This is a genomic window from Chryseoglobus sp. 28M-23, from assembly GCF_014789785.1.
Lineage (GTDB): Bacteria > Actinomycetota > Actinomycetes > Actinomycetales > Microbacteriaceae > Microcella > Microcella indica.
Window position 1 is genome coordinate 187,231 of sequence record NZ_CP061846.1, and the last position, 20,608, is coordinate 207,838.

At 68.1% G+C, this 20,608-nt stretch carries 16 protein-coding genes; 13 read left to right on the top strand and 3 right to left on the bottom strand.

Annotated features, from left to right (window positions below; all coding sequences use genetic code 11):
- Positions 1–12 precede the first annotated feature (12 nt).
- A complete protein-coding gene (locus IE160_RS00910; RefSeq protein WP_191151388.1) occupies positions 13–573 on the top strand; it encodes a hypothetical protein in 561 nt (186 codons plus the stop codon).
- A gap of 61 nt (positions 574–634) precedes the next feature.
- Positions 635–937, top strand: coding sequence for a DUF427 domain-containing protein (locus IE160_RS00915; RefSeq protein ID WP_191151389.1), 303 nt, complete (start codon positions 635–637; stop codon positions 935–937).
- On the opposite strand, the gene IE160_RS00920 is transcribed toward IE160_RS00915, so the two are convergent.
- Positions 927–1,379, bottom strand: a complete 453-nt coding sequence (locus IE160_RS00920) for a SprT-like domain-containing protein (protein WP_152582718.1) — start codon at positions 1,377–1,379, stop codon at positions 927–929. The two genes, IE160_RS00915 and IE160_RS00920, sit on opposite strands and share 11 nt — an antisense overlap.
- Positions 1,380–1,447: 68 nt before the next feature.
- A complete protein-coding gene (locus IE160_RS00925; RefSeq protein WP_191151390.1) occupies positions 1,448–2,602 on the bottom strand; it encodes a PQQ-dependent sugar dehydrogenase in 1,155 nt (384 codons plus the stop codon).
- Positions 2,603–2,712: 110 nt separating this feature from the next.
- Here IE160_RS00925 and IE160_RS00930 point away from each other — a divergent pair, with 110 nt between their 5' ends.
- Complete coding sequence (locus tag IE160_RS00930) at positions 2,713–3,084, top strand: group I truncated hemoglobin (RefSeq protein WP_191151391.1); 372 nt, start codon at positions 2,713–2,715, stop codon at positions 3,082–3,084.
- Between the two features lie 43 nt (positions 3,085–3,127).
- Here the strand turns inward: IE160_RS00930 and IE160_RS00935 are convergent, their stop codons facing one another.
- On the bottom strand, positions 3,128–3,997 hold the full coding sequence (locus IE160_RS00935; RefSeq protein WP_191151392.1) for a spermidine synthase: 870 nt from the start codon (positions 3,995–3,997) through the stop codon (positions 3,128–3,130).
- Positions 3,998–4,322: 325 nt separating this feature from the next.
- Between IE160_RS00935 and rpoB the strand changes: the two genes are divergently transcribed.
- The 10 genes from rpoB (at position 4,323) to IE160_RS00985 (ending at position 20,600) form a co-directional block, all read left to right on the top strand.
- Positions 4,323–7,823, top strand: a complete 3,501-nt coding sequence (rpoB, locus tag IE160_RS00940) for a DNA-directed RNA polymerase subunit beta (RefSeq protein ID WP_179872967.1) — start codon at positions 4,323–4,325, stop codon at positions 7,821–7,823.
- A gap of 50 nt (positions 7,824–7,873) precedes the next feature.
- Positions 7,874–11,719: a DNA-directed RNA polymerase subunit beta' gene (gene rpoC / locus IE160_RS00945; RefSeq protein ID WP_179872968.1), complete on the top strand. Its 3,846-nt coding sequence runs from the start codon at positions 7,874–7,876 to the stop codon at positions 11,717–11,719.
- Positions 11,720–11,950: 231 nt separating this feature from the next.
- Positions 11,951–13,618 (top strand): GspE/PulE family protein, encoded by a 1,668-nt coding sequence (locus tag IE160_RS00950; RefSeq protein ID WP_191151393.1) that lies wholly within the window; start codon positions 11,951–11,953, stop codon positions 13,616–13,618.
- Positions 13,619–13,677: 59 nt separating this feature from the next.
- Positions 13,678–15,219, top strand: a complete 1,542-nt coding sequence (locus IE160_RS00955) for a type IV pilus twitching motility protein PilT (RefSeq protein WP_284438295.1) — start codon at positions 13,678–13,680, stop codon at positions 15,217–15,219.
- Positions 15,219–16,451, top strand: a complete 1,233-nt coding sequence (locus IE160_RS00960) for a type II secretion system F family protein (RefSeq protein ID WP_191151394.1) — start codon at positions 15,219–15,221, stop codon at positions 16,449–16,451. The genes IE160_RS00955 and IE160_RS00960 overlap by 1 nt, the downstream gene beginning before the upstream one ends.
- A 163-nt stretch (positions 16,452–16,614) precedes the next feature.
- Positions 16,615–17,022 carry a type II secretion system protein gene (locus IE160_RS12670; protein ID WP_191151395.1) on the top strand — a complete coding sequence of 136 codons (408 nt, stop codon included), beginning with the start codon at positions 16,615–16,617 and terminating at the stop codon, positions 17,020–17,022.
- A 133-nt stretch (positions 17,023–17,155) separates the two neighbouring features.
- Complete coding sequence (locus tag IE160_RS00970; RefSeq protein WP_191151396.1) at positions 17,156–17,581, top strand: type IV pilus modification PilV family protein; 426 nt, start codon at positions 17,156–17,158, stop codon at positions 17,579–17,581.
- A complete protein-coding gene (locus IE160_RS00975; protein ID WP_191151397.1) occupies positions 17,578–18,159 on the top strand; it encodes a prepilin-type N-terminal cleavage/methylation domain-containing protein in 582 nt (193 codons plus the stop codon). Before IE160_RS00970 ends, IE160_RS00975 begins: the two co-directional genes overlap by 4 nt.
- The gene (locus tag IE160_RS00980) at positions 18,156–19,766 is read left to right on the top strand and encodes a hypothetical protein (protein WP_191151398.1); all 1,611 of its coding nucleotides are present in this window, start codon (positions 18,156–18,158) and stop codon (positions 19,764–19,766) included. The genes IE160_RS00975 and IE160_RS00980 overlap by 4 nt, the downstream gene beginning before the upstream one ends.
- A 6-nt stretch (positions 19,767–19,772) precedes the next feature.
- Positions 19,773–20,600: a prepilin peptidase gene (locus IE160_RS00985; RefSeq protein ID WP_191151399.1), complete on the top strand. Its 828-nt coding sequence runs from the start codon at positions 19,773–19,775 to the stop codon at positions 20,598–20,600.
- Positions 20,601–20,608: the final 8 nt, after the last annotated feature.

A 20,608-nucleotide genomic window follows, 5' to 3' on the forward strand; every position in this document is an offset into this window, starting at 1 on the left:
TACGATCGACCTGTGACCACCGCATTCGACGCCGCCCCTGAAGCTCAGGAGCGCTACCAGGTCCGCCTCGATGTCGGTCTCGACGGCGCTCGCCGCATCGGCGAGTCTGCGCACCTGCTCGTCTGGTGCGACGGGCTCGTGGGCGAGGCGTGCCCCGTGGATGCTCTGCCTCCCCGCCTCGAGATCATCGACGCCACTCTGGGCTCCGTCGGCGACATCGCTCGGCGCCTGCTCGCGCTGCAGGCAGAGCGCGGAGAGCGCACGATGGTCGCCGTCGTCGCGGCAGGCTCGCCCGTCGAGGCGCCGGAGGGTCTCGCGGTCGAAGACCTCCTCCTCGCCGGCGCCGTCGTCGAGGCGCTCGGCGCCGTCGGCATCGACGCGACGAGCCCCGAGGCGGCTGCCGCCTCCGCCGCCTACGCGGGGTTGCGCGGTGCCGTCGGCCACATGCTGAGCGCCTCGGTGAGCGGTCGAGCGCTCGCGAGCGAGGCCGGGCCTGAGGCGGTCGCGGCCGCTCGGGAGCGCCTCGAGAGCGGCGAGCTGCGCATCCTGCGGGAATTCAGCCTGCCCGCCTAGCGTTCCTGCCCATGGAGCGTGCCGCTTCCCGGCGCGTGATCCGACACTGAGGGAGGACACCATGAAGGCACACATCAACGGCACCGTGATCGCCGAAGCGCCGCAGGACGAGCTTCTCAAGATCGAGGGCAACTGGTACTTCCCGCCGTCGAGCGTCAAGAGCGAGTTCCTCGAGAAGAGCCCCACGCCGTACCACTGCCCGTGGAAGGGCGACACCCAGTACTTCACGGTCGTCGTCGACGGTGAGAAGTACCAGGACCGCGCGTGGAGCTACCCCACGCCCATGCCGACGGCGTTCGAGCGCGTGGGTGCCGACTTCAGTGGCTACGTCGCCTTCTGGAAGGACGTGCAGGTCAGCGAGTGATCGCGCGCCACTGAATGAGGTGGGCGCGGTCGAACCCGCGCCCGCAGCGCCCGCACGCCAGATCGCGAGTGGGTCGGCGGAAGCGCACGAACTCGTGGCCGGCCGGGCAGTGCCCGCGCCAGCGAGCGCGATCCTCGGCGATGGGCTGGTCGTGGGTGCGGCCGCCGACGTAGCCGAGCTCGGCAGCGATGCGCTTCCACTCCGGTCCGTGCCCTGCCTTCGGCCCGGCGAGGGCGTGCGCCACCTCGTGCAGGAGGGTCTGATGCACGACGTCGTCCTCGGCCCGCTCGGCGAGGTGGCGTGAGACGGTGATGCGCTTCTTCGCGAAGTCGCAGAGCCCGGCACGCCGTGCCGCCCGGTCGAAGGCGAAGCTCCAGGAGCCGTCGAGGTGCAGTCGAATCAGGGCCTCCGCCCACACGCGCACTCGCTCCAACTCGCTCACGCCCTCGATGGTAGGCGGCCCGCCCGACGGTCGGCGCCCGCGGCGCCCGCGGCACCGGCGCTGTGGACTCAGTCGTCGCGGGGGAGGAGCGGCACCGAGTAGAGGTGGTCGTCACCGGGGAGGGGCGAGCCGCGCCCGTCGGTGTTGTTGGTGAGGAACCAGAGGGATCCGTCGGGCCCGGCCAGAGCATCCCTCAGTCGTCCGTACTCGCCTGCGTAGACGGCCGTGCTCTCGCTCGGGCGATCGAGGTCGACAAGCCACAGTCGCTGCCCCCGCAGGGAGGCGAGCACGAGGGTCTCGCCCACGATGCCGAGGCCGCTCGGGCTCGCCTCGCTCGTCGACCACTGCTGCACGGGGTCGACGAAGCCGGCTCCGCCGCCCTCGCCCTCGACCTCGGGCCAGCCGTAGTTGGCTCCCGGCTCGATGCGGTTGAGCTCGTCCCAGGTGTTCTGCCCGAACTCGGCGGCCCACAGCTGACCGCTCGCGTCGATGGCGAGGCCCTGCGGGTTGCGGTGCCCGAGCGAGTAGACGTACGAGCCCGGCGTCGGGTTGTCGTCGGGCACGGCCCCGTCGGGGGTGAGGCGCAGAATCTTGCCGGCGAGGGAGTCGGCGTCTTGCGCGAGACCGGGCTGGCTCGCATCCCCGGTCGTCGCGTAGAGCATCCCGTCCGGGCCGACGGCGAGGCGGCCGCCATTGTGGGTGCGTGATCTCGGGATGCCCGTGAGCACGTCCTCGCTCGCTCCGAGTTCGTACCCGCCGGGCTCGCCGAGCAGCTCGAACCGCACGATGCGGTTGTCGGAGCCGCTCGTGAAATAGGTGTAGAGGTACGGCGTGCCCGCGTCGTGGGCGGCGAGGCCGAGCAGCCCGCCCTCCCCGCCGGGGACGACTCCCGGCACCGTGCCGACGACGCGTACGTCGCCGCTCGGGGTGTGCTCGAGCACCCGCGCCGTGTCGCGCTCGCTCACGAGCGTCGACCCCACGGGCAGCGGTACGACCGACCACGGCGCGGAGAGGCCGGAGATCACCGTGTCGGGCTCTGCCGCGGGGCGCAGGGGACCGCGCTCGTCGGTGCCGCTGCTCCCGGTGCCGCCGAGCTCACCGGTCGGGGTCGGCACAGGCTGGCCGCTCGGCACGGGCAGGAACTCCGGGCCTGAGGGGGCGCAGCCAGTGAGGAGGAGAAGTGTCGCCGCACAGATCGCGGTCGGTGTTGTGCGCCGTCCCATGCGCGTCCTCCCCAGCCTCCGGTATCCCCAGACTGCAGGGCGCGGCTGGGCGCACGGTGTGCGCCGTCTGCGCAGGCGTGTACGCTCGCCACGACACGTGAGGGGAGGTCATGATGACTCTGTACGAACGGTTGGGCGGCGCCGCCGCCGTCGAGCAGCTCGTCGACGAGCTCTCCCGGCGCCTGCTCGACGACCCTCGGCTCGGGCCGGCCTTCGCCGAGCTCAACCTCGACATCCTCCAGCAGCACCGCGCGGCCTACCTCACGGTCATCCTCGACGGCCCCGAGGAGTACGAGGGCCGCAGCATGCGCGAGGCGCACCAGCCCCTCGGCCTGACCGCTGACGACATGGATGCCTTCCTCGTCGTGCTGCGCGGCGTGCTCGAGGACGCGGCCGTCGACGGCTCCGATGCGAGCGCTGTCGTGCGCGCGATCGAGAGACTGCGACCTGCGATCGTCGCGGCCGACCCACCGCGACCCTGACCGCTCAGTCCCTCGCCAGGGTTCCGCGCGCGGCGAGGTGCATTCATCGCCGTGCGCTGAAGAGACCGCTCGAGGGCGCGGGGGAGGCGACGGCGGTGGCGTCGGTCGTGATCGGTGCTCCCGCGACCCAGGCGGTCAGGTCCTTCCCGCTCGTGACCGTGGCCGGATGCGGGCCGCGAGCCATGAGGCGGGGCATCCAGTCGAGCGGCAGCGAGTCGGCTCCCGCCGCCATGACGACGTTGCCGAACCGGCGACTCTTGAGCACACCCGTCTCGGCGAGGATCGCGACCTCGGCGAAGACGTACTGCAGCGTGGCGGCCTGACTGCGGGCGAAGGCGAGGCCGGGGCCGTCGGCGATGTTGACCGCGACGATGCCTCCGGGCGCGAGGAAGGCGCGCAGCTCCTCGTAGAACTCGACGCTCGTGACGTGGGCGGGAATGCGCGCACCGCTGAACACGTCGACCACGACGATGTCGACCGCGCCGCGCAGAGCCGTCGGCAGGCGCGCGAGCGTCGCTCGAGCATCCCCGTAGCGCAGCCGGATGCCCGACTGGCGGGGCAGAGGAAGGTGCTCGCGCACGAAAGCCACGAGCTCCTCGTCGAGTTCGATGACCTGCTGGCGAGATCCAGGGCGCGTGGTGTGGACGTAGCGGGGCAGAGTGAGCGCACCCGCCCCGAGATGCACGGCGGTGAGCGGCGCCCCAGGGTCGCCCCACTCGTCGATGACATGGCCGATGCGCTGCACGTACTCGAAGAACAGGCGGCTCGGGTCATCGAGGTCGACGTGCGATTGCGGTGTGCCGTCCACGACGAGCTGGTAGCTTCCGGCGTCCCACCGGTCCGGCTCGATGCGCGCGAGAAGGCCGCTCGGCAGCCGCGTCTCGACTGCCCCCGTCTCGCGTGCGCTCGTCATGCTCGCAAGCGTGGCACATCCCCGTTGCGCTCGCCCAGCGACGGAAGCCGAGGAATGTTCCGGCGCTTATAGCGCAGGGTTCGCATCTGGTCAAGGAATGGGACTGGACACAGCGGGCAGGGGGCATCTAGTATTGAGGTTTGCGCTCACCGTGTCTTTCAGCCGTCATATGGCGGATGGCTGAGGTGCCCCGAGTATAGCGGCGGGGCGGATCTCATTCTTCGCAGATCCCCACGAATCGTGGCGCGTTCACTCGACCGAAAATCATCTGTCATCGCCCGACAGGACTTGGGGCCTCTTCGAGGGGTCCACGGAGGTTAGATCCTTGGCTGCTGCGCGCACTGCACGCTCGAACAACTCTCCCAAGAACGGCCGCACCGCCTCGCGGCTGTCATTCGCCAAGGTCAGCGACACGCTGACCGTTCCCGATCTGCTGGCACTGCAGACCGAGAGCTTCGACTGGCTCGTCGGCTCCGACGCCTGGAAGACCCGCCTCGCCGAGGCCGAGGCCGCCGGTCGCACCGATGTGCCCGCCCGCAGCGGGCTCGAGGAGATCTTCGAGGAGATCTCCCCCATCGAGGACCTCGGCGAGACCATGCAGCTCTCGTTCACGAACCCCTACCTCGAAGAGCAGAAGTACTCGATCGACGAGTGCAAGGAGCGCGGCAAGACCTACGCGGCCCCGCTCTACGTCGAGGCCGAGTTCATGAACCACATGACCGGTGAGATCAAGACCCAGACCGTGTTCATGGGCGACTTCCCGCTCATGACCGAGAAGGGCACGTTCATCATCAACGGCACGGAGCGCGTCGTCGTGTCGCAGCTCGTGCGCAGCCCCGGTGTCTACTTCGAGCGCGCGCTCGACAAGGTCACCGACAAGGACGTCTACACGGCGCGCATCATCCCGTCGCGCGGTGCGTGGCTTGAGTTCGAGGTCGACAAGCGCGACCAGGTCGGTGTGCGCATCGACCGCAAGCGCAAGCAGTCGGTCACGGTCTTCCTCAAGGCCCTCGGCCTCACGACCGAGGAGATCCGCGAGCACTTCGCCGGCTTCGACTCGATCGAGCAGACCCTCGAGAAGGATGCCGTCCTCACGAAGGAAGAGGCGCTCAAGGACATCTACCGCAAGCTGCGCCCGGGCGAGCAGGTCGCCGCCGAGGCCGCACGCGCGCTCCTCGACAACTTCTACTTCAACCCCAAGCGCTACGACCTCGCGAAGGTCGGTCGCTACAAGATCAACCGCAAGCTCGGTGTCGAGGCTCCTCTCGCCGACTCGGTGCTGAGCGTCGACGACATCGTCGCGACCATCAAGTACATGGTGTCGCTGCACGAGGGCCGTGAGACGATCGCGGGCCGCCGCAGCGGCAAGCCCGTCGACCTCCGGCTCGACGTGGACGACATCGACCACTTCGGCAACCGTCGCATCCGCGCTGTCGGCGAGCTCATCCAGAACCAGGTGCGCACGGGCCTGAGCCGCATGGAGCGCGTCGTGCGCGAGCGCATGACGACGCAGGACATCGAGGCGATCACGCCGCAGACGCTCATCAACGTGCGCCCCGTCGTGGCCGCGATCAAGGAGTTCTTCGGCACCTCGCAGCTCAGCCAGTTCATGGACCAGAACAACCCGCTGGCGGGCCTCACCCACAAGCGCCGCCTGTCGGCGCTCGGCCCGGGAGGTCTCTCGCGTGAGCGCGCCGGTGTCGAGGTGCGCGACGTGCACCCCAGCCACTACGGCCGCATGTGCCCCATCGAGACGCCGGAAGGCCCGAACATCGGCCTCATCGGCTCCCTCGCCTCGTTCGCCCGCATCAACGCGTTCGGCTTCATCGAGACGCCCTACCGCCGGGTCGACAAGGCCAAGGGCAAGGTCACCGCGACGATCGACTACCTGACCGCGAGCGACGAGGACGACTTCGTCGTCGCCCAGGCCGGTGCCCCTCTCAACAGCGACGGCTCCTTCGCCGACGACCGCGTCCTCGTGCGCAAGAAGGGCGGCGAGGTCGAGCTCGTGCCCGCGAGCACCGTCGACTACATGGACGTGTCGCCCCGCCAGATGGTGTCGGTCGCGACCTCGCTCATCCCCTTCCTCGAGCACGACGACGCGAACCGCGCCCTCATGGGTGCCAACATGCAGCGTCAGGCCGTGCCGCTGCTGCGCTCCGAGTCGCCGCTCGTCGGCACCGGCATGGAGAGCTACGCCGCGGTCGACGCCGGTGACGTCATCACGGCGACCGGTGCGGGAGTCGTCAGCGAGGTCTCGGCCGATGCCGTGACCGTGCAGCTCGACGAGGGCGGAACGCAGGAGTACTACCTGCGCAAGTTCGACCGCTCCAACCAGGGCACGAACTACAACCACCGCGTCGTCGTCAACGCCGGCGACCGGGTCGAGGTCGGCGAGGTCATCGCCGACGGGCCCGCGACCGAGAACGGCGAGCTCGCGCTCGGCAAGAACCTCCTCGTGGCGTTCATGTCGTGGGAGGGCTACAACTTCGAGGACGCCATCATCCTCAGCCAGAACCTCGTGAAGGACGACACCCTCTCCTCGATCCACATCGAGGAGTACGAGGTCGATGCTCGCGACACGAAGCTCGGCAAGGAGGAGATCACGCGCGACCTGCCGAACGTGAGCCCCGAGCTGCTCGCCGACCTCGACGAGCGCGGCATCATCCGCATCGGTGCCGAGGTGGCGCCCGGCGACATCCTCGTCGGCAAGGTCACGCCGAAGGGCGAGACCGAGCTCAGTGCCGAGGAGCGCCTGCTGCGCGCGATCTTCAACGAGAAGTCGCGCGAGGTGCGCGACACCTCGCTCAAGGTTCCCCACGGCGAGCAGGGCACGGTCATCGGCGTCAAGGTGTTCGACGCCGAGGAGGGCGACGACGAGCTCGGCTCGGGCGTCAACCAGCGCGTCGTCGTGTTCATCGCTCAGAAGCGCAAGATCTCCGAGGGCGACAAGCTCTCCGGCCGCCACGGCAACAAGGGCGTCATCTCGAAGATCCTCCCCGTCGAGGACATGCCGTTCCTCGAGGACGGCACGCCGGTCGACATCGTGCTCAACCCGCTCGGCGTCCCCGGCCGCATGAACTTCGGCCAGGTGCTCGAGATCCACATGGGCTGGGCGGCATCGCGCGGCTGGAAGATCGAAGGAAGCCCGAACTGGGCCGAGGGAGTTCCCGCAAACGCGCGCGAGGCGGCCCCCGGCACCAAGATCGCCACACCGGTGTTCGACGGTGCGCGCGAGGACGAGATCGCGGGTCTTCTCGACTCGACGCTCCCGAACCGCGACGGCGTGCGCATGATCGACTCCTCGGGCAAGGCGCGGCTGTTCGACGGCCGCTCCGGCGAGCCGTTCCCTGACCCGATCTCGGTCGGCTACATGTACATCCTCAAGCTGCACCACCTCATCGACGACAAGATCCACGCGCGCTCGACGGGCCCGTACTCGATGATCACGCAGCAGCCGCTGGGTGGTAAGGCGCAGTTCGGTGGCCAGCGCTTCGGCGAGATGGAGGTCTGGGCTCTCGAGGCCTACGGCGCGGCGTACGCGCTGCAGGAGATCCTCACCATCAAGTCCGACGACATCCTGGGCCGCGTGAAGGTGTACGAGTCCATCGTCAAGGGCGAGAACATCCAGGAGCCGGGCATTCCCGAGAGCTTCAAGGTGCTCATCAAGGAGATGCAGTCGCTGTGCTTGAACGTCGAGGTCCTCTCGGCCGACGGCACCGCGGTGAGCCTCAAGGACACCGATGACGAGGTCTACCGCGCCGCGGAAGAGCTCGGCATCAACATCTCCAGCCGCTTCGAGTCGTCGACGATCGACGAGATCTAAGCCGCTCTCGCCCCACGAGTATCTGACGACGTTTAGAGAAGAGAAGAAACGTGCTCGACGCAACAACTTTCGACTACCTCCAGATCGGCCTGGCTACCGCCGAGAACATCCGCAAGTGGTCGCACGGCGAGGTCAAGAAGCCGGAGACCATCAACTACCGCACGCTCAAGCCTGAGAAGGACGGCCTGTTCGGCGAGCAGATCTTCGGCCCCTCGCGCGACTGGGAGTGCTCGTGCGGCAAGTACAAGCGGGTGCGCTTCAAGGGCATCGTGTGCGAGCGCTGCGGCGTCGAGGTCACGAAGTCCTCGGTGCGCCGCGAGCGCATGGGCCACATCGAGCTCGCCGCTCCGGTCACGCACATTTGGTACTTCAAGGGTGTGCCGAGCCGCCTCGGCTACCTGCTCGACATGGCGCCGAAGGACCTCGAGAAGGTCATCTACTTCGCCGCCTACATGGTCATCTCGGTCGACGAGGAAGGTCGCCACGCCGACCTCCCCGGGCTCGAGAACGAGCTGCGCCTCGAGATCAAGACCCTCGAGGACCAGCGCGACAGCGGCATCGCCTCGCGCATGCAGAAGCTCGAGACCGAGCTCGCCGAGCTCGAGGCCGAGGGCGCCAAGGCCGATCAGAAGCGCAAGACCAAGGACGCCGGTGAGAAGGAGATGGCGCAGCTGCGCAAGTCCTTCGACGAGCAGATCGGTCAGCTCGAGCGAGTGTGGGAGGACTTCCGCACCCTCAAGGTGGGCGACCTCAAGCCGGAAGACGCCGTATTCCAGGAGCTGCAGGACCGCTTCGGTCTGTACTTCGAGGCCTACATGGGCGCCGAGGCGATCCAGAAGCGCCTCGAGGCCTTCGACCTGGCGACCGAGAGCGAGCAGCTCCACGAGCAGATCGCGGCTGGCAAGGGTCAGAAGAAGATTCGTGCGATCAAGCGCCTCAAGGTCGTCAACTCGTTCCTGCAGACGGGCAATTCGCCCGCCGCGATGGTGCTCGACGTCGTCCCGGTCATCCCGCCGGAGCTGCGCCCGATGGTGCAGCTCGACGGTGGACGCTTCGCGACGAGCGACCTCAACGACCTGTACCGGCGTGTGATCAACCGCAACAACCGCCTGCGCCGCCTTCTCGACCTCGGAGCACCCGAGATCATCGTGAACAACGAGAAGCGCATGCTGCAGGAGGCCGTGGACGCGCTGTTCGACAACGGTCGTCGCGGCCGGCCCGTCACGGGCACCGGAAACCGCGCGCTCAAGTCGCTCAGCGACATGCTCAAGGGCAAGCAGGGTCGGTTCCGCCAGAACCTGCTCGGCAAGCGCGTCGACTACTCGGGCCGCTCGGTCATCGTCGTCGGCCCGCAGCTGAAGCTGCACCAGTGCGGCCTGCCGAAGATCATGGCGCTCGAGCTCTTCAAGCCGTTCGTCATCAAGCGCCTCATCGATCTGGGCCACGCTCAGAACATCAAGAGCGCCAAGCGCATGGTCGAGCGCTCGCGGCCGCAGGTGTGGGAGGTGCTCGAGGAGATCATCCGCGAGCGCCCCGTGCTCCTCAACCGCGCGCCCACGCTGCACCGTCTGGGCATCCAGGCGTTCGAGCCTCAGCTCATCGAGGGCAAGGCGATCCAGCTGCACCCGCTCGTGTGCGCGGCGTTCAACGCCGACTTCGACGGTGACCAGATGGCCGTGCACCTCCCGCTGTCGGTCGAGGCCCAGGCCGAGGCGCGCATCCTCATGCTCGCCTCGAACAACATCCTCAAGCCCTCCGACGGCCGCCCCGTGACGGTGCCGACGCAGGACATGATCATCGGTCTGCACCACCTCACGACCGAGCGCGAAGGCGCCGAGGGCGAGGGTCGTGCCTTCTCGACGATCCCCGAGGCGATCATGGCCATGGATCAGGGCTCGCTGCACCTCAACGCGAAGATCCGCATCCGTCTCGAGGGCCAGAAGTACGGCGGGCGCCAGCTCAAGGAGACGACGCTCGGTCGCGCCCTCTTCAACGAGCTCATGCCGGAGGACTACCCGTTCATCGCCGATGTCGCCGACAAGGGCACGATCAGCCAGATCGTCAACAACCTGGCTGAGCGCTACCCGAAGACGGTCGTCGCGGCGACGCTCGACAAGATGAAGGACGCCGGCTTCTACTGGGCGACGCGCTCGGGAGTCACGGTCGCGCTGAGCGACGTGCTCACGCCGCCGCGCAAGAAGGAGATCGTGGCGACCTACGAGGCTCGCGCCGCGAAGATCCAGGGTCAGTTCGACAAGGGTCTGACGACCGATGACGAGCGTCGCGCCGAGCTGGTCGCGCTGTGGACGGAGGCGACCAAGGAGGTCAACACCGAGATGCGCGCGAACATCCCGCTCGACAACACCATCAACCGCATGGTCACCTCCGGTGCCCGCGGTAACTGGCTGCAGGTCGGAAACATCGCCGGGATGCGCGGGCTCGTGTCGAACCCCCGTGGTGAGATCATCGCCCGTCCGATCATCAACTCGTACCGCGAGGGCCTCTCGGTGGCGGAATACTTCATCGCCACGCACGGCGCGCGCAAGGGTCTCGCCGACACGGCGCTGCGCACGGCGGACTCGGGGTACCTGACGCGTCGACTCGTCGATGTCGCGCAGGACGTCATCATCCGCGAGGAGGACTGCGGCACGTCCAAAGGCCTCGACTTCCCGATCGCCCACGAGGTGGATGGCGCCTGGGTGCGCGACGACAACGTCGAGAACCTCGTGTTCGCCCGCACCCTCGCGGCCGACGCTGTCGACGCCAAGGGCACGGTCGTGCTCGAGGCGGGATCCGATGTCGGCGACGTGCAGATCACGGCGCTCGTCGATGCGGGCGTCGCTGAGATCAAGGTGCGCTCGGTCCTGACCTGCGAGTCCGCGGTCGGGGTGTGCGCATCCTGCTACGGCCGCTCCATGGCCACGGGCACGCGCGTCGACCTGGGTGAGGCCGTGGGCATCATTGCGGCCCAGTCGATCGGCGAGCCCGGCACGCAGCTCACGATGCGCACCTTCCACACGGGTGGTTCGGCGGGAGCGGACGACATCACGCAGGGTCTGCCCCGCGTGACGGAGCTCTTCGAGGCTCGCACCCCGAAGGGCGCGAGCCCGATCGCGGAGAGCGCCGGTCGCATCACGATCGAGGAGACCGAGAAGCAGCGCCGTATCGTGCTGACGCCCGACAACGGCGACGAGCCTGTCGCGGTCGTCGTGTCGAAGCGCGTCTCGCTCCTGGTCGAGGACGGCCAGCACGTCGAGCTCGGCCACCAGTTCTTCGAGGGTCCGGTGGACCCGAAGGAGGTCCTGAGGGTCAAGGGCGTGCGTGCTGTTCAGCAGCACCTCGTCGAGGGCGTGCAGGGTGCGTACCGCTCGCAGGGTGTCCCGATCCACGACAAGCACATCGAGGTCATCGTGCGCCAGATGCTGCGCAAGGTCACCGTGGTCGACCACGGCGAGACCGAGCTGCTGCCCGGTGAGCTCGTCGACCGCTCGAAGTACAACTCCCTCAACCGGGCTGCGCTCTCCGAGTCCAAGAAGACGGCGTCCGCGCGTCAGGAGGTCATGGGTATCACGAAGGCCTCGCTGGCCACCGAGTCGTGGCTCTCGGCCGCGTCCTTCCAGGAGACGACGCGCGTGCTCACCGAGGCCGCCATGCAGGGAAAGCGCGACCCTCTGCTGGGCCTCAAGGAGAACGTCATCATCGGAAAGCTCATCCCGGCCGGTACCGGCCTGCCCGCGTACCGCAACGTGTCGGTCGAGGCGACGGAGGAGGCGAAGTCGGAGCGCTACCCGAACCGCATCTTCGCCGACGACTCGAGCTTCACCGAGGCGGACCTCTCGTTCGTCGACTTCGACTCGTTCTCGAGCGACGAGCCGACGCCCGGCACGTACAGCTAGCCAGCACGTCCAGCTAGGCGGGGCCAGGCCCCCAGCCAAGCGCTCGCGGGGCCCGCACCGAATACGGTGCGGGCCCCGCGGTGTTCGTGGGGCGAATGTTATTCCTGTGGCGAGTGTGGACTACCCCCGAACGCGGGACTATTGTCGAGCGCACGGCGTGTCGTACCGTGACCGAGAAGCAGTCCATGCATTCGGCCGGTGGCCGGGCGCGTCCAGGGGGGAGGTTCTGCTGTGGTTTCCGTCACCGAAGTGCTGATCATTCGCGGACTCGTCCCGATCGAGTCGCTCGACCAGGTGCACGACCCAGGCGACGACGAGGTGCTCGTCGGCGAGTTCGTCGAGCGCGGTCTCGTGAGCGCGGCCCAGGTCGCGTCCGCGCGAGCCGAGGTCGCCGGGCTGTCCTTCGTCGAGCTCTCCGAGTATCCGGTCGACCGCACGGCGGTCGCGATGGTCCCGGCGCAGCTGTGCCGCCGCCACCACGTATTGCCTGTCCACGCGACTGCGACGACGATCACGCTCGCGATGGTTGACCCGCGCGACGTGCTCGCCATGGACGACGTGCGAGCCCTGACGCGCATGCAGGTCGCGCCCGTCGTCGCCGAGAAGGGCGACCTCGAGGCGGCGATCAATCGCTTCCACCGCGCCGACGGCGAGCTCAGCGATCTCACGACGGCGATCGAGGAGGAGATCGCACCGACGCCCTCCGACCAGGTGGCCGTGCGCGAGGCCGACCCCGACGACGCTCCCATCGTGCGCTTCGTCAACCTCATCATCGGACAGGCGATCCAAGACCTCGCCTCCGACATCCACATCGAGCCCGGCGAGTTCGAGATGCGCGTTCGCTACCGCATCGACGGCGTGCTGCACGATGTGCAGCAGGCGCCGAAGAACATCCAGAACGGTGTCATCTCCCGGCTCAAGATCATGAGCGACATCAACATCGCCGAGCGCCGCCGGCCGCAGGACGGTCGCATGTCGGTGCAGCACGGCGGCCAGGTCATCGACCTCCGCGTCGCGACCCTGCCGACCGTGTACGGCGAGAAGGTCGTCATGCGCATCCTGGACAACAACGCGACGACGCGCGATATCGGCGATCTCGGGATGCTCGAGGGCAACCTGAGCGCCTTCCGCAACTCGTACACCAAGCCGTACGGCATGATCCTCGTCACCGGGCCGACCGGTTCGGGAAAGTCGACGACGCTCTACACGACCCTGCACGCCGTCTCCCGTCCGGAGATCAACGTCATCACGGTCGAGGACCCGGTCGAGTACCGCATGGCGGGCATCAACCAGGTGCAGGTGAACCCCAAGGCGGGTCTCACCTTCGCGAGCGCGCTGCGCAGCATCCTGCGCTCCGACCCCGACGTCGTGCTCCTGGGTGAGATCCGCGACCAGGAGACGGCGCAGATCGCCATCGAGGCCTCGCTCACGGGTCACCTCGTGCTGTCGACCCTGCACACCAACGACGCCCCCAGCGCGATCACGCGACTCATCGAGATGGACATCGAGCCCTTCCTCGTCGGCTCGGCGCTCGACTGCGTCGTCGCCCAGCGCCTCGCGCGCCGGTTGTGCGACCGCTGCAAGCAGCTGCAGGAGTACGACCTCGCGCACCTCGACCACCTCGGCTTCGGCCGCCGCGAGGAGGAGACGAGCCCGCGGTTCTACCACGCCGTCGGCTGCTCGGCCTGCTCAGGCACCGGGTATCGGGGCCGCATGGCGATCCACGAGGTGATGACCGTGACCGAAGACATCGAGCGACTCGCCGTCGCGCGCGCCTCGAGCGCCGAGATCATGAGGCTCGCGGTCTCGCAGGGCATGCTCACCCTCCGTCAGGACGGCTGGGCGAAGGTGCGTGCGGGGCTCACCTCGATCGAGGAGATCCTGCGCGTCGTCGCCTGAGCGGGCGCGGCGACACCACACACAGCCGGTATGCACCGGATCACGACGGGGGAGACAGCATGACGGAGGCCAACGGCTTCGGGGGTACGGGGGAGGGCGCCGCGGCGCCGCGCAGGGTGTGGTCGGTGACCGACGAGTCCGCAGGGCCGTTCGCCGACCACACCACTGCGCCGAGCGGTGCGCCGGTCTCGGGCCTCAGCGCACCATTCGCGCCACCCACCGCGGCCTCCGTGCACGCTATCCCTGACGTCGCGACGGGTACCCCGCACCTTCCGCCGCCCCCGCCGGTCGGGCAGCAGCCGGTCGCCGCGCCGCCTCCCGTCGGCACGCCGATGGCTCCGTCCGCTGCGCCGCCGACGACCTCGGCAGCCGCGCCACCGCTGCGCGGCCCAGGAATCGACGCCGCGCCCCCCGCGCAGCCCGCCTACGATGCGCCGCCGCCCGTCGCGGGGCTCGGCACGGCGATGCCGGGCATCCACCCTCTTCTTCTCCACGCGCTCGACGATCTCATCGCGCGCGGCGGCTCCGACCTGCACATCGCCGCGAACGCGCGCCCCATGGCGCGCATCGACGGCGAGCTCACTCCCGTCACGGGCGCGGAGATCTGGGACAAGGCGACGGTCGACGCCGTTCTCGGCAGCGTCATGAGCGATCGCCAGCGCGAGGCTTTCGACGAGCAGTGGGAGCTCGACTTCGCGATCAGCCCGCGCGGCGAGGACCGCTTCCGCACGAACTTCTACCGCGAGCGCGACTCCCTGGCCGGCGCCTTCCGCCTCATCCCCACCGAGATCAAGTCGCTCAAGCAGCTCGGCGTCCCGTCGGTCGTGGGGCGCTTCGCGACCCTGCCGCGCGGCCTCGTGCTCGTCACGGGCCCGACCGGGTCGGGAAAGTCGACGACGCTCGCCGCCCTCATCGATCTCGTCAACAAGACGCGCGCCGAGCACATCGTGACGATCGAGGACCCGATCGAGTTCGTGCATGCCAACCAGCGCGCCCTCGTCAACCAGCGCGAGGTCGGCGCCGACACGCACTCCTTCGCCGACGCCCTCAAGCGCGTGCTGCGGCAGGACCCCGACGTCATCCTCATCGGCGAGCTGCGCGACCTCGAGACCGTGTCGACGGCGCTCACGGCGGCGGAGACCGGCCACCTCGTCTTCGCGACGCTGCACACGCAGTCCGCGGCGCAGACCATCGACCGCATCATCGACGTCTTCCCTCCGCACCAGCAGGGCCAGGTGCGCTCGCAGCTCGCGCTCACGCTGCAGGGAGTGGTCTGCCAGACGCTGCTGCCCCGCGCGACCGGCAAGGGCCGCATCATCGCGACCGAGATCATGATGACTACGGGCGCGATCGCCAACCTCATCCGCGAGGGCAAGACCTACCAGATCACCTCGGCGCTGCAGGCGGGCCGTGAGGCTGGCATGCACACGATGGATCAGCACCTCGCCGACCTCGTCAACAGCCACATGGTCACCCACGAAGCCGCGCACGCCAAGATGCAGGATCCGGAGAACTTCAACCGCCTCGTCCACCGTCAGGCCACACCCATGGGTGGTGGCGGGTCGAACGCCATGGCCGCCTCGACCCCCAGGAGCTACTGATGGCGAGCGCGCTCACCTACGCGTACACCGGCCGCGATGCGAGCGGCAAGACCGTCAAGGGCCGGGTGGATGCTCCGAGCGAGACCTCGGTCGTCGCACGTCTGCGCACCATGGGTATCGCCCCCGTCTCCATCCAGCAGGTCGCGGCCGGCGCCGGCCTCAACCGCGACATCTCGCTGGGGGGACTCTTCGACAAGAAGGTCACGCTCAAGGATCTCGCCGTCATGAGCCGCCAGATGGCGACGATGATCAGCGCGGGTCTGCCGTTGCTCAAGGCGCTGAACATTCTCGCCGGGCAGTCGGAGAACCCGAAGCTCGCGGAGACCCTCGACGAGGTGCGCTCGGCGGTCGAGGAGGGCAGCACCTTCTCCGACAGCCTCGCCAAGCACCCGAAGGCCTTTCCGCCGATCTTCGTCAACCTCGTGCGCGCGGGCGAGGTGGGCGGCTTCCTCGAGACATCCCTCGAATCCGTCGCGAAGAACTTTGAGAAAGAGGTCGAGCTCAAGGCCACGATCAAATCGGCTCTGACCTACCCCGTCGTCGTTCTCATCATGGCGGTGCTCGCGGTCGTCGGCATGATCGTCTTCATCGTGCCCGTCTTCGACGACCTCTTCAGCGACCTCGGGGGCACGCTGCCGCTGCCGACTCAGATCCTCGTCGTGATCTCCGAGAACATGGTCTGGATCGGTCCGGTCGCCCTCGTGCTCGGCATCGCCGGGTCGATCTGGTGGCGGGCGAATAGGCGCACCCCCAAGTTCCGGTCGATCTACGAGCCGCTGCTGCTCAAGATGCCCGTCTTCGGCGATCTCTTCAAGAAGATCGCGATCGCGCGCTTCACCCGCAATTTCGGCATGATGATCGGCGCGGGCGTGCCCATCTTGCAGGCGCTCTCCATCATCGGTTCGACATCGGGCAACTGGCAGGTCGAGCAGGCGGTGAACTCCGTGCAGGACTCGGTGCGCCAGGGGCGCTCAATCGCGGGTCCCCTCGCGAGCGAGCCCATCTTCCCGCCCATGGTGACGCAGATGATCGCGGTCGGGGAGGATTCGGGGGCACTCGAGACGATGCTCGAGAAGATCGCCGACTTCTACGATGCCGAGGTGCAGACGACGACCGAGTCGCTCACCTCTCTCATCGAGCCGCTCATGATCGCCTTCCTCGGCGTGGTGCTCGGCGGCATGATCGTCGCGCTCTACCTGCCCATCTTCGACATCTTCAACCAGGTCCAGTAGCAGGGTGGCCCCCGCACTGGGGGCGCCGGGATGCTTGATCACCCCCGTAGAGGGGATATGCACGGTGAGCACCATGAACCACCATTGCTTGTGGGGGGCCAGTTTCATGTTCCGTGGGGGGCCCACCTGTCAATCATCGTTTGATAGGAAAGGAAACGGACACATGTCCATCAACACCGCACTTGCTGCACAGCGCAAGCGCCTCGCCGAGGGCAAGGACGAGGGCTTCACCCTCATCGAGCTCCTCGTCGTGGTCATCATCATCGGCATCCTCGCCGCCATCGCGATCCCGGTCTTCCTGGGCCAGCAGGATGCCGCACGGGACTCGCAGGCCGAGTCGAACCTCGCCACGGCGAAGGTCGCCTACGTCAGCTACCTCGTCTCCGACTCCGACGGCATCGCGGCGACCACGCCGACCGCAGCAGAGCTTGCGGAGCTCGAGAAGTTCGGCTGGCCGACCGGTGTGGTCACCGTGGTGACGCCGGGTGCGGCCTTCTGCTTCGAGGCCACCGGTTCTCAAACCTTCCACGTCGACAGCACGTCCGGTGCACCGACGGCCGGAACCTGCTAGGGCAGCACTCGTCACTACCATCCGTCGGGTGGGGCCCCCGGTACGGGGGTCCCACCCATACGGGTATCCGGGCCGCTACGAAGACGAAGCGTCATCTCGGCCCGGCGTTCACCAGCGATGAGAGGGGGGTCTCATGAGCATCGAGCGAAGCGCATCGCGCCCGGTCGATGAGCGCGGCCTCGGCCTGCTCGAGATCGTCATTTCGATGTTCCTCATCTCCCTCATCGCGATCTCCTTCATCCCCGTTCTCGTGTCGGGGCTGCGCGCGTCGGAGGCGAACTCCACGATCGCCACGGCGACACGACTCGTCGCGCAGGTCACCGATCGAGCCCTCGACCAGGCTCCCAACACGTGCGCGGCCCTGCAGATTCTCGGCGGGACGAGCACGCAGGTCGATGCGCAGGGCGTCACGATCGAGGTCGTGACCACTGTCCCCGACCTCGCCACGTGCGTCGAGAAGTCGACAAACCTCGTGCGGGTCGTGGCCCAGGATGCGTCCGACGGCAGCACGCTCGCTGAGTCGCGCACCCTCCTTTTTCTCCCGGGAACTTCGCCGTGAGCGGGCGGCGCCGCTCGGACGAGGGGTTCACCCTCGTCGAGCTCCTCATCAGCTCCGCGCTCGTCTCTGTCGTCGTCATCGTCATCGGCGGGGTGCTCGTCAGCTCCATGCGAGCGGATGAGACCGTCCGCACGGTCACTGCCTCGACGACCGACGGCCAGCTCGTGGTGAATGTGATTGAGGGAGGCGTGCGCAATTCGACGGCCGTCTCGGTCTCCACCGCAGCGGACGGCGTCTCGCGCTTCGCGGTCGCTCGCGTCACTACCCCGGGCGGTGCCGAATGCGTCGCGTGGTTCTATGACGCCTCGCTCGACACGATCTACAGCCGAACCTCCCCGTCGGCGATCACTACTCCCAGCCCCGGCTCGGTCGGCACAGGGTGGACGCCGCTGAGTGGCGGTATCGTCCCCGATGTCGACAGTGCGGGAGCGGAGTACCCTGTCTTCGCAGCCGAAGGGGCCCGCGGTCTTGCCCTGCGGTATGCCGTGGAGACCGGCAGTGGCCCCTCCTCGCTCTTCATCACCACGATCACAGGCCGAGCGCCCGAGACGAATGTGAGCCCGCAATGCTTCCCATGATGCGTACGCTGCGCCAGGATCGACTCGGCAACGAGGACCGAGGCAACGTCATGATCGCGGTCATCGGGCTCATCGCCGTGACCTCGATCATCACGCTCACGATCTCGTCCGCGACCGTGCAGGCGGTCGGCTACACCTCCTTGACGCGAGCCGGCGTGCAGTCCCAGGCGGCGGCAGAAGCTGGCGCCGAATCCATGCGGGCTGCTCTCGAGACCGAGGCGTGCCCCTCCGACGGTGACCTCGACGCGACCTACGGCGATGTCGATGGAACCATCACGGGGGCCGCGGCCGGGCAGCCGTTCTACTCGGTCGAGGTGGAGCAGCGCGTGGGCGAGAGCGCACCATGGGTGTCGGGCTGCCCGGACGCGACGTCGACGCACGTGCGGATCGTCTCGACCGGGTTCGCGCTCGACGAGGGAGTGGCCGAGAGCTCGTCGGCCCTCGACTCCGCCGCCGTCGAGCTCGTCTACGACTGGATTCCCGATGTGCCTGCGGCGGCGAGCGGCGCCGCGGTGTTCAGCTACGGCACGCCCGGCCTGAGCAACAATCTCGAACTCGTCCAGCTCAACGGCAACTCAGCGAATGTCTTCGTGCGCGAGGGCAACATCATCTGCAGCAACTCGGTGACGATCGAGGGAGACATCGTCGCGGCCAACGGCAACATCGTGCTTGACAACTCCTGCAGCGCTCTGGGCGATGTCTGGGCCTCCGGGACCATCACGCTCAACAACAATCAGGATGTCGGCGGCGACGTCATCGGCGCCGGCTCCGGCCTCTCCACCGTGAGCCCGAATTCCACGATCGGCGGTGGGGTGTACGTCGGGGGCACGATCGACTCGTGGGGCCCGCGCTGCTCGTCGGGCGCGACCGGATGGGATCCCGCGGGCAACGCGTGTGCCGTCGCGCAGAGCTCGGGTGCAGACCCCGTCCTGTACAACCAGGCAGGCCTTCCGATGCCCGTTGTTCCGCCGTGGGTGGATGTCGACTACCGCCCGGCAGATTGGTCGGACGACGGCTGGGACATCGTCACGTACGCGGGGCCGTGCAACATCGACAAGAATGGCTCCCAGACGGCTGCGGTCCAGGCCTTCAGCCAGTACACGAGCCCGACGGTGATCGATGCACGTGGCTGCTCGGGAGGGTTCACCCTCTGGTACAGCACCTACGAGCTCGTCCTCAAGACCGATCTGACGTTCATCCTGCCCACGACCGTCAACCTCGGCCAGTTCCTCGTGCGCTCCGATGATCCGAATTCCGAGCGTCGGCTGCGCTTCATCACGCCCGACACGGTTCCGGATGCTCAGCCGACCCGGACGAACTGTGGCCAGTTCGACGTCAACAACACCAACACCATTGCCGCTCCGGTCGCGGTCCTGATCTACACCCCGTGCGACGTGCGCAACAGCAACCAGCTCACGTGGCGAGGCCACTACTACGGCGGCACCGTGAGCTTCAGCAACAACAGCACTCTCACCTTCGTTCCTATCGGCATTCCCGGCTATCACTTCGATGGCGGCGTGGTGCCGCCGCCGCCGCCGTCTGGCGGCAGCAGCGGTAACCTCGGTGACCTGCTCGACTATCGCACCATGACCGCAGCGGGCTCGTAGGGCGCCATGGCGACCCTTCTGCCGGCGTTCGCTGGCCTGCTCGGCGCGATCATCGGATCGTTCCTGAACGTCGTGATCTATCGTGTGCCCGCGGGGCTCTCGATCGTGCACCCTCCGAGCGCGTGTCCAGCGTGCTCGGCGCCCGTGCGCGCACATGACAACATCCCCGTGCTCTCGTGGCTCCTCCTGCGGGGACGGTGCCGCGACTGCGGCGCGCCGATCTCGGCGCGATATCCGCTCATAGAGCTCGGCGCGGCGGTCGCCTTCGTCGTCATCACGGCCGTGCTCGGGCCGCAACTGGATGCCGCCGCGTCGGCCGTGCGGCTCACGGCGGACGTCGTCGTGCTCGCTGCGCTCCTGTACCTCGCAGCTATCTCCATCGCGCTCGCGGCGATCGACCTCGACGTGCACCGGCTGCCCAACAGCATCGTGCTCCCCGCCTACGCGGTGGGTTCCGCCGCCTTTAGCGTGGCCGCGGTCGCGAGCGGGGATGTTGTGAGCCTCGCGCGCGCAGCCGCGGGCGCGGGCATCCTCTTCGCCCTCTACCTGGTTCTTGCGCTGATCTCGCCGCGCGGCATGGGCTTGGGCGACGTCAAGCTGGCCGGGGTGCTCGGCCTCTTCCTCGGCTGGTTCGGGTGGGATGCTCTGGCGGTGGGTGCGCTTGCCGCCTTCCTGCTCGGCGGACTGTACGGAGTGATCCTCATCCTCGTCCGTCGGGCGCGTCGCACCACCGGAATCCCCTTCGGGCCGTGGATGCTGGCAGGAGCGTGGGTGGGCATCCTGTTCGGTGAACCGATCGCACGCGGCTACCTGGCCGCGTTCGGGCTGGAGTGAGAGGCGAA

What these genes read in the sequence shown, in the direction of transcription:
- IE160_RS00915 (WP_191151389.1), top strand. Translation starts at nt 635, where the DNA reads ATGAAGGCACACATCAACGGCACCGTGATCGCCGAAGCGCCGCAGGAC.
- IE160_RS00925 (WP_191151390.1), bottom strand. Translation starts at nt 2,602, where the DNA reads ATGGGACGGCGCACAACACCGACCGCGATCTGTGCGGCGACACTTCTC.
- IE160_RS00930 (WP_191151391.1), top strand. Translation starts at nt 2,713, where the DNA reads ATGATGACTCTGTACGAACGGTTGGGCGGCGCCGCCGCCGTCGAGCAG.
- IE160_RS00935 (WP_191151392.1), bottom strand. Translation starts at nt 3,997, where the DNA reads ATGACGAGCGCACGCGAGACGGGGGCAGTCGAGACGCGGCTGCCGAGC.
- IE160_RS00955 (WP_284438295.1), top strand. Translation starts at nt 13,678, where the DNA reads ATGACGGAGGCCAACGGCTTCGGGGGTACGGGGGAGGGCGCCGCGGCG.
- IE160_RS00960 (WP_191151394.1), top strand. Translation starts at nt 15,219, where the DNA reads ATGGCGAGCGCGCTCACCTACGCGTACACCGGCCGCGATGCGAGCGGC.
- IE160_RS12670 (WP_191151395.1), top strand. Translation starts at nt 16,615, where the DNA reads ATGTCCATCAACACCGCACTTGCTGCACAGCGCAAGCGCCTCGCCGAG.
- IE160_RS00970 (WP_191151396.1), top strand. Translation starts at nt 17,156, where the DNA reads ATGAGCATCGAGCGAAGCGCATCGCGCCCGGTCGATGAGCGCGGCCTC.
- IE160_RS00980 (WP_191151398.1), top strand. Translation starts at nt 18,156, where the DNA reads ATGATGCGTACGCTGCGCCAGGATCGACTCGGCAACGAGGACCGAGGC.
- IE160_RS00985 (WP_191151399.1), top strand. Translation starts at nt 19,773, where the DNA reads ATGGCGACCCTTCTGCCGGCGTTCGCTGGCCTGCTCGGCGCGATCATC.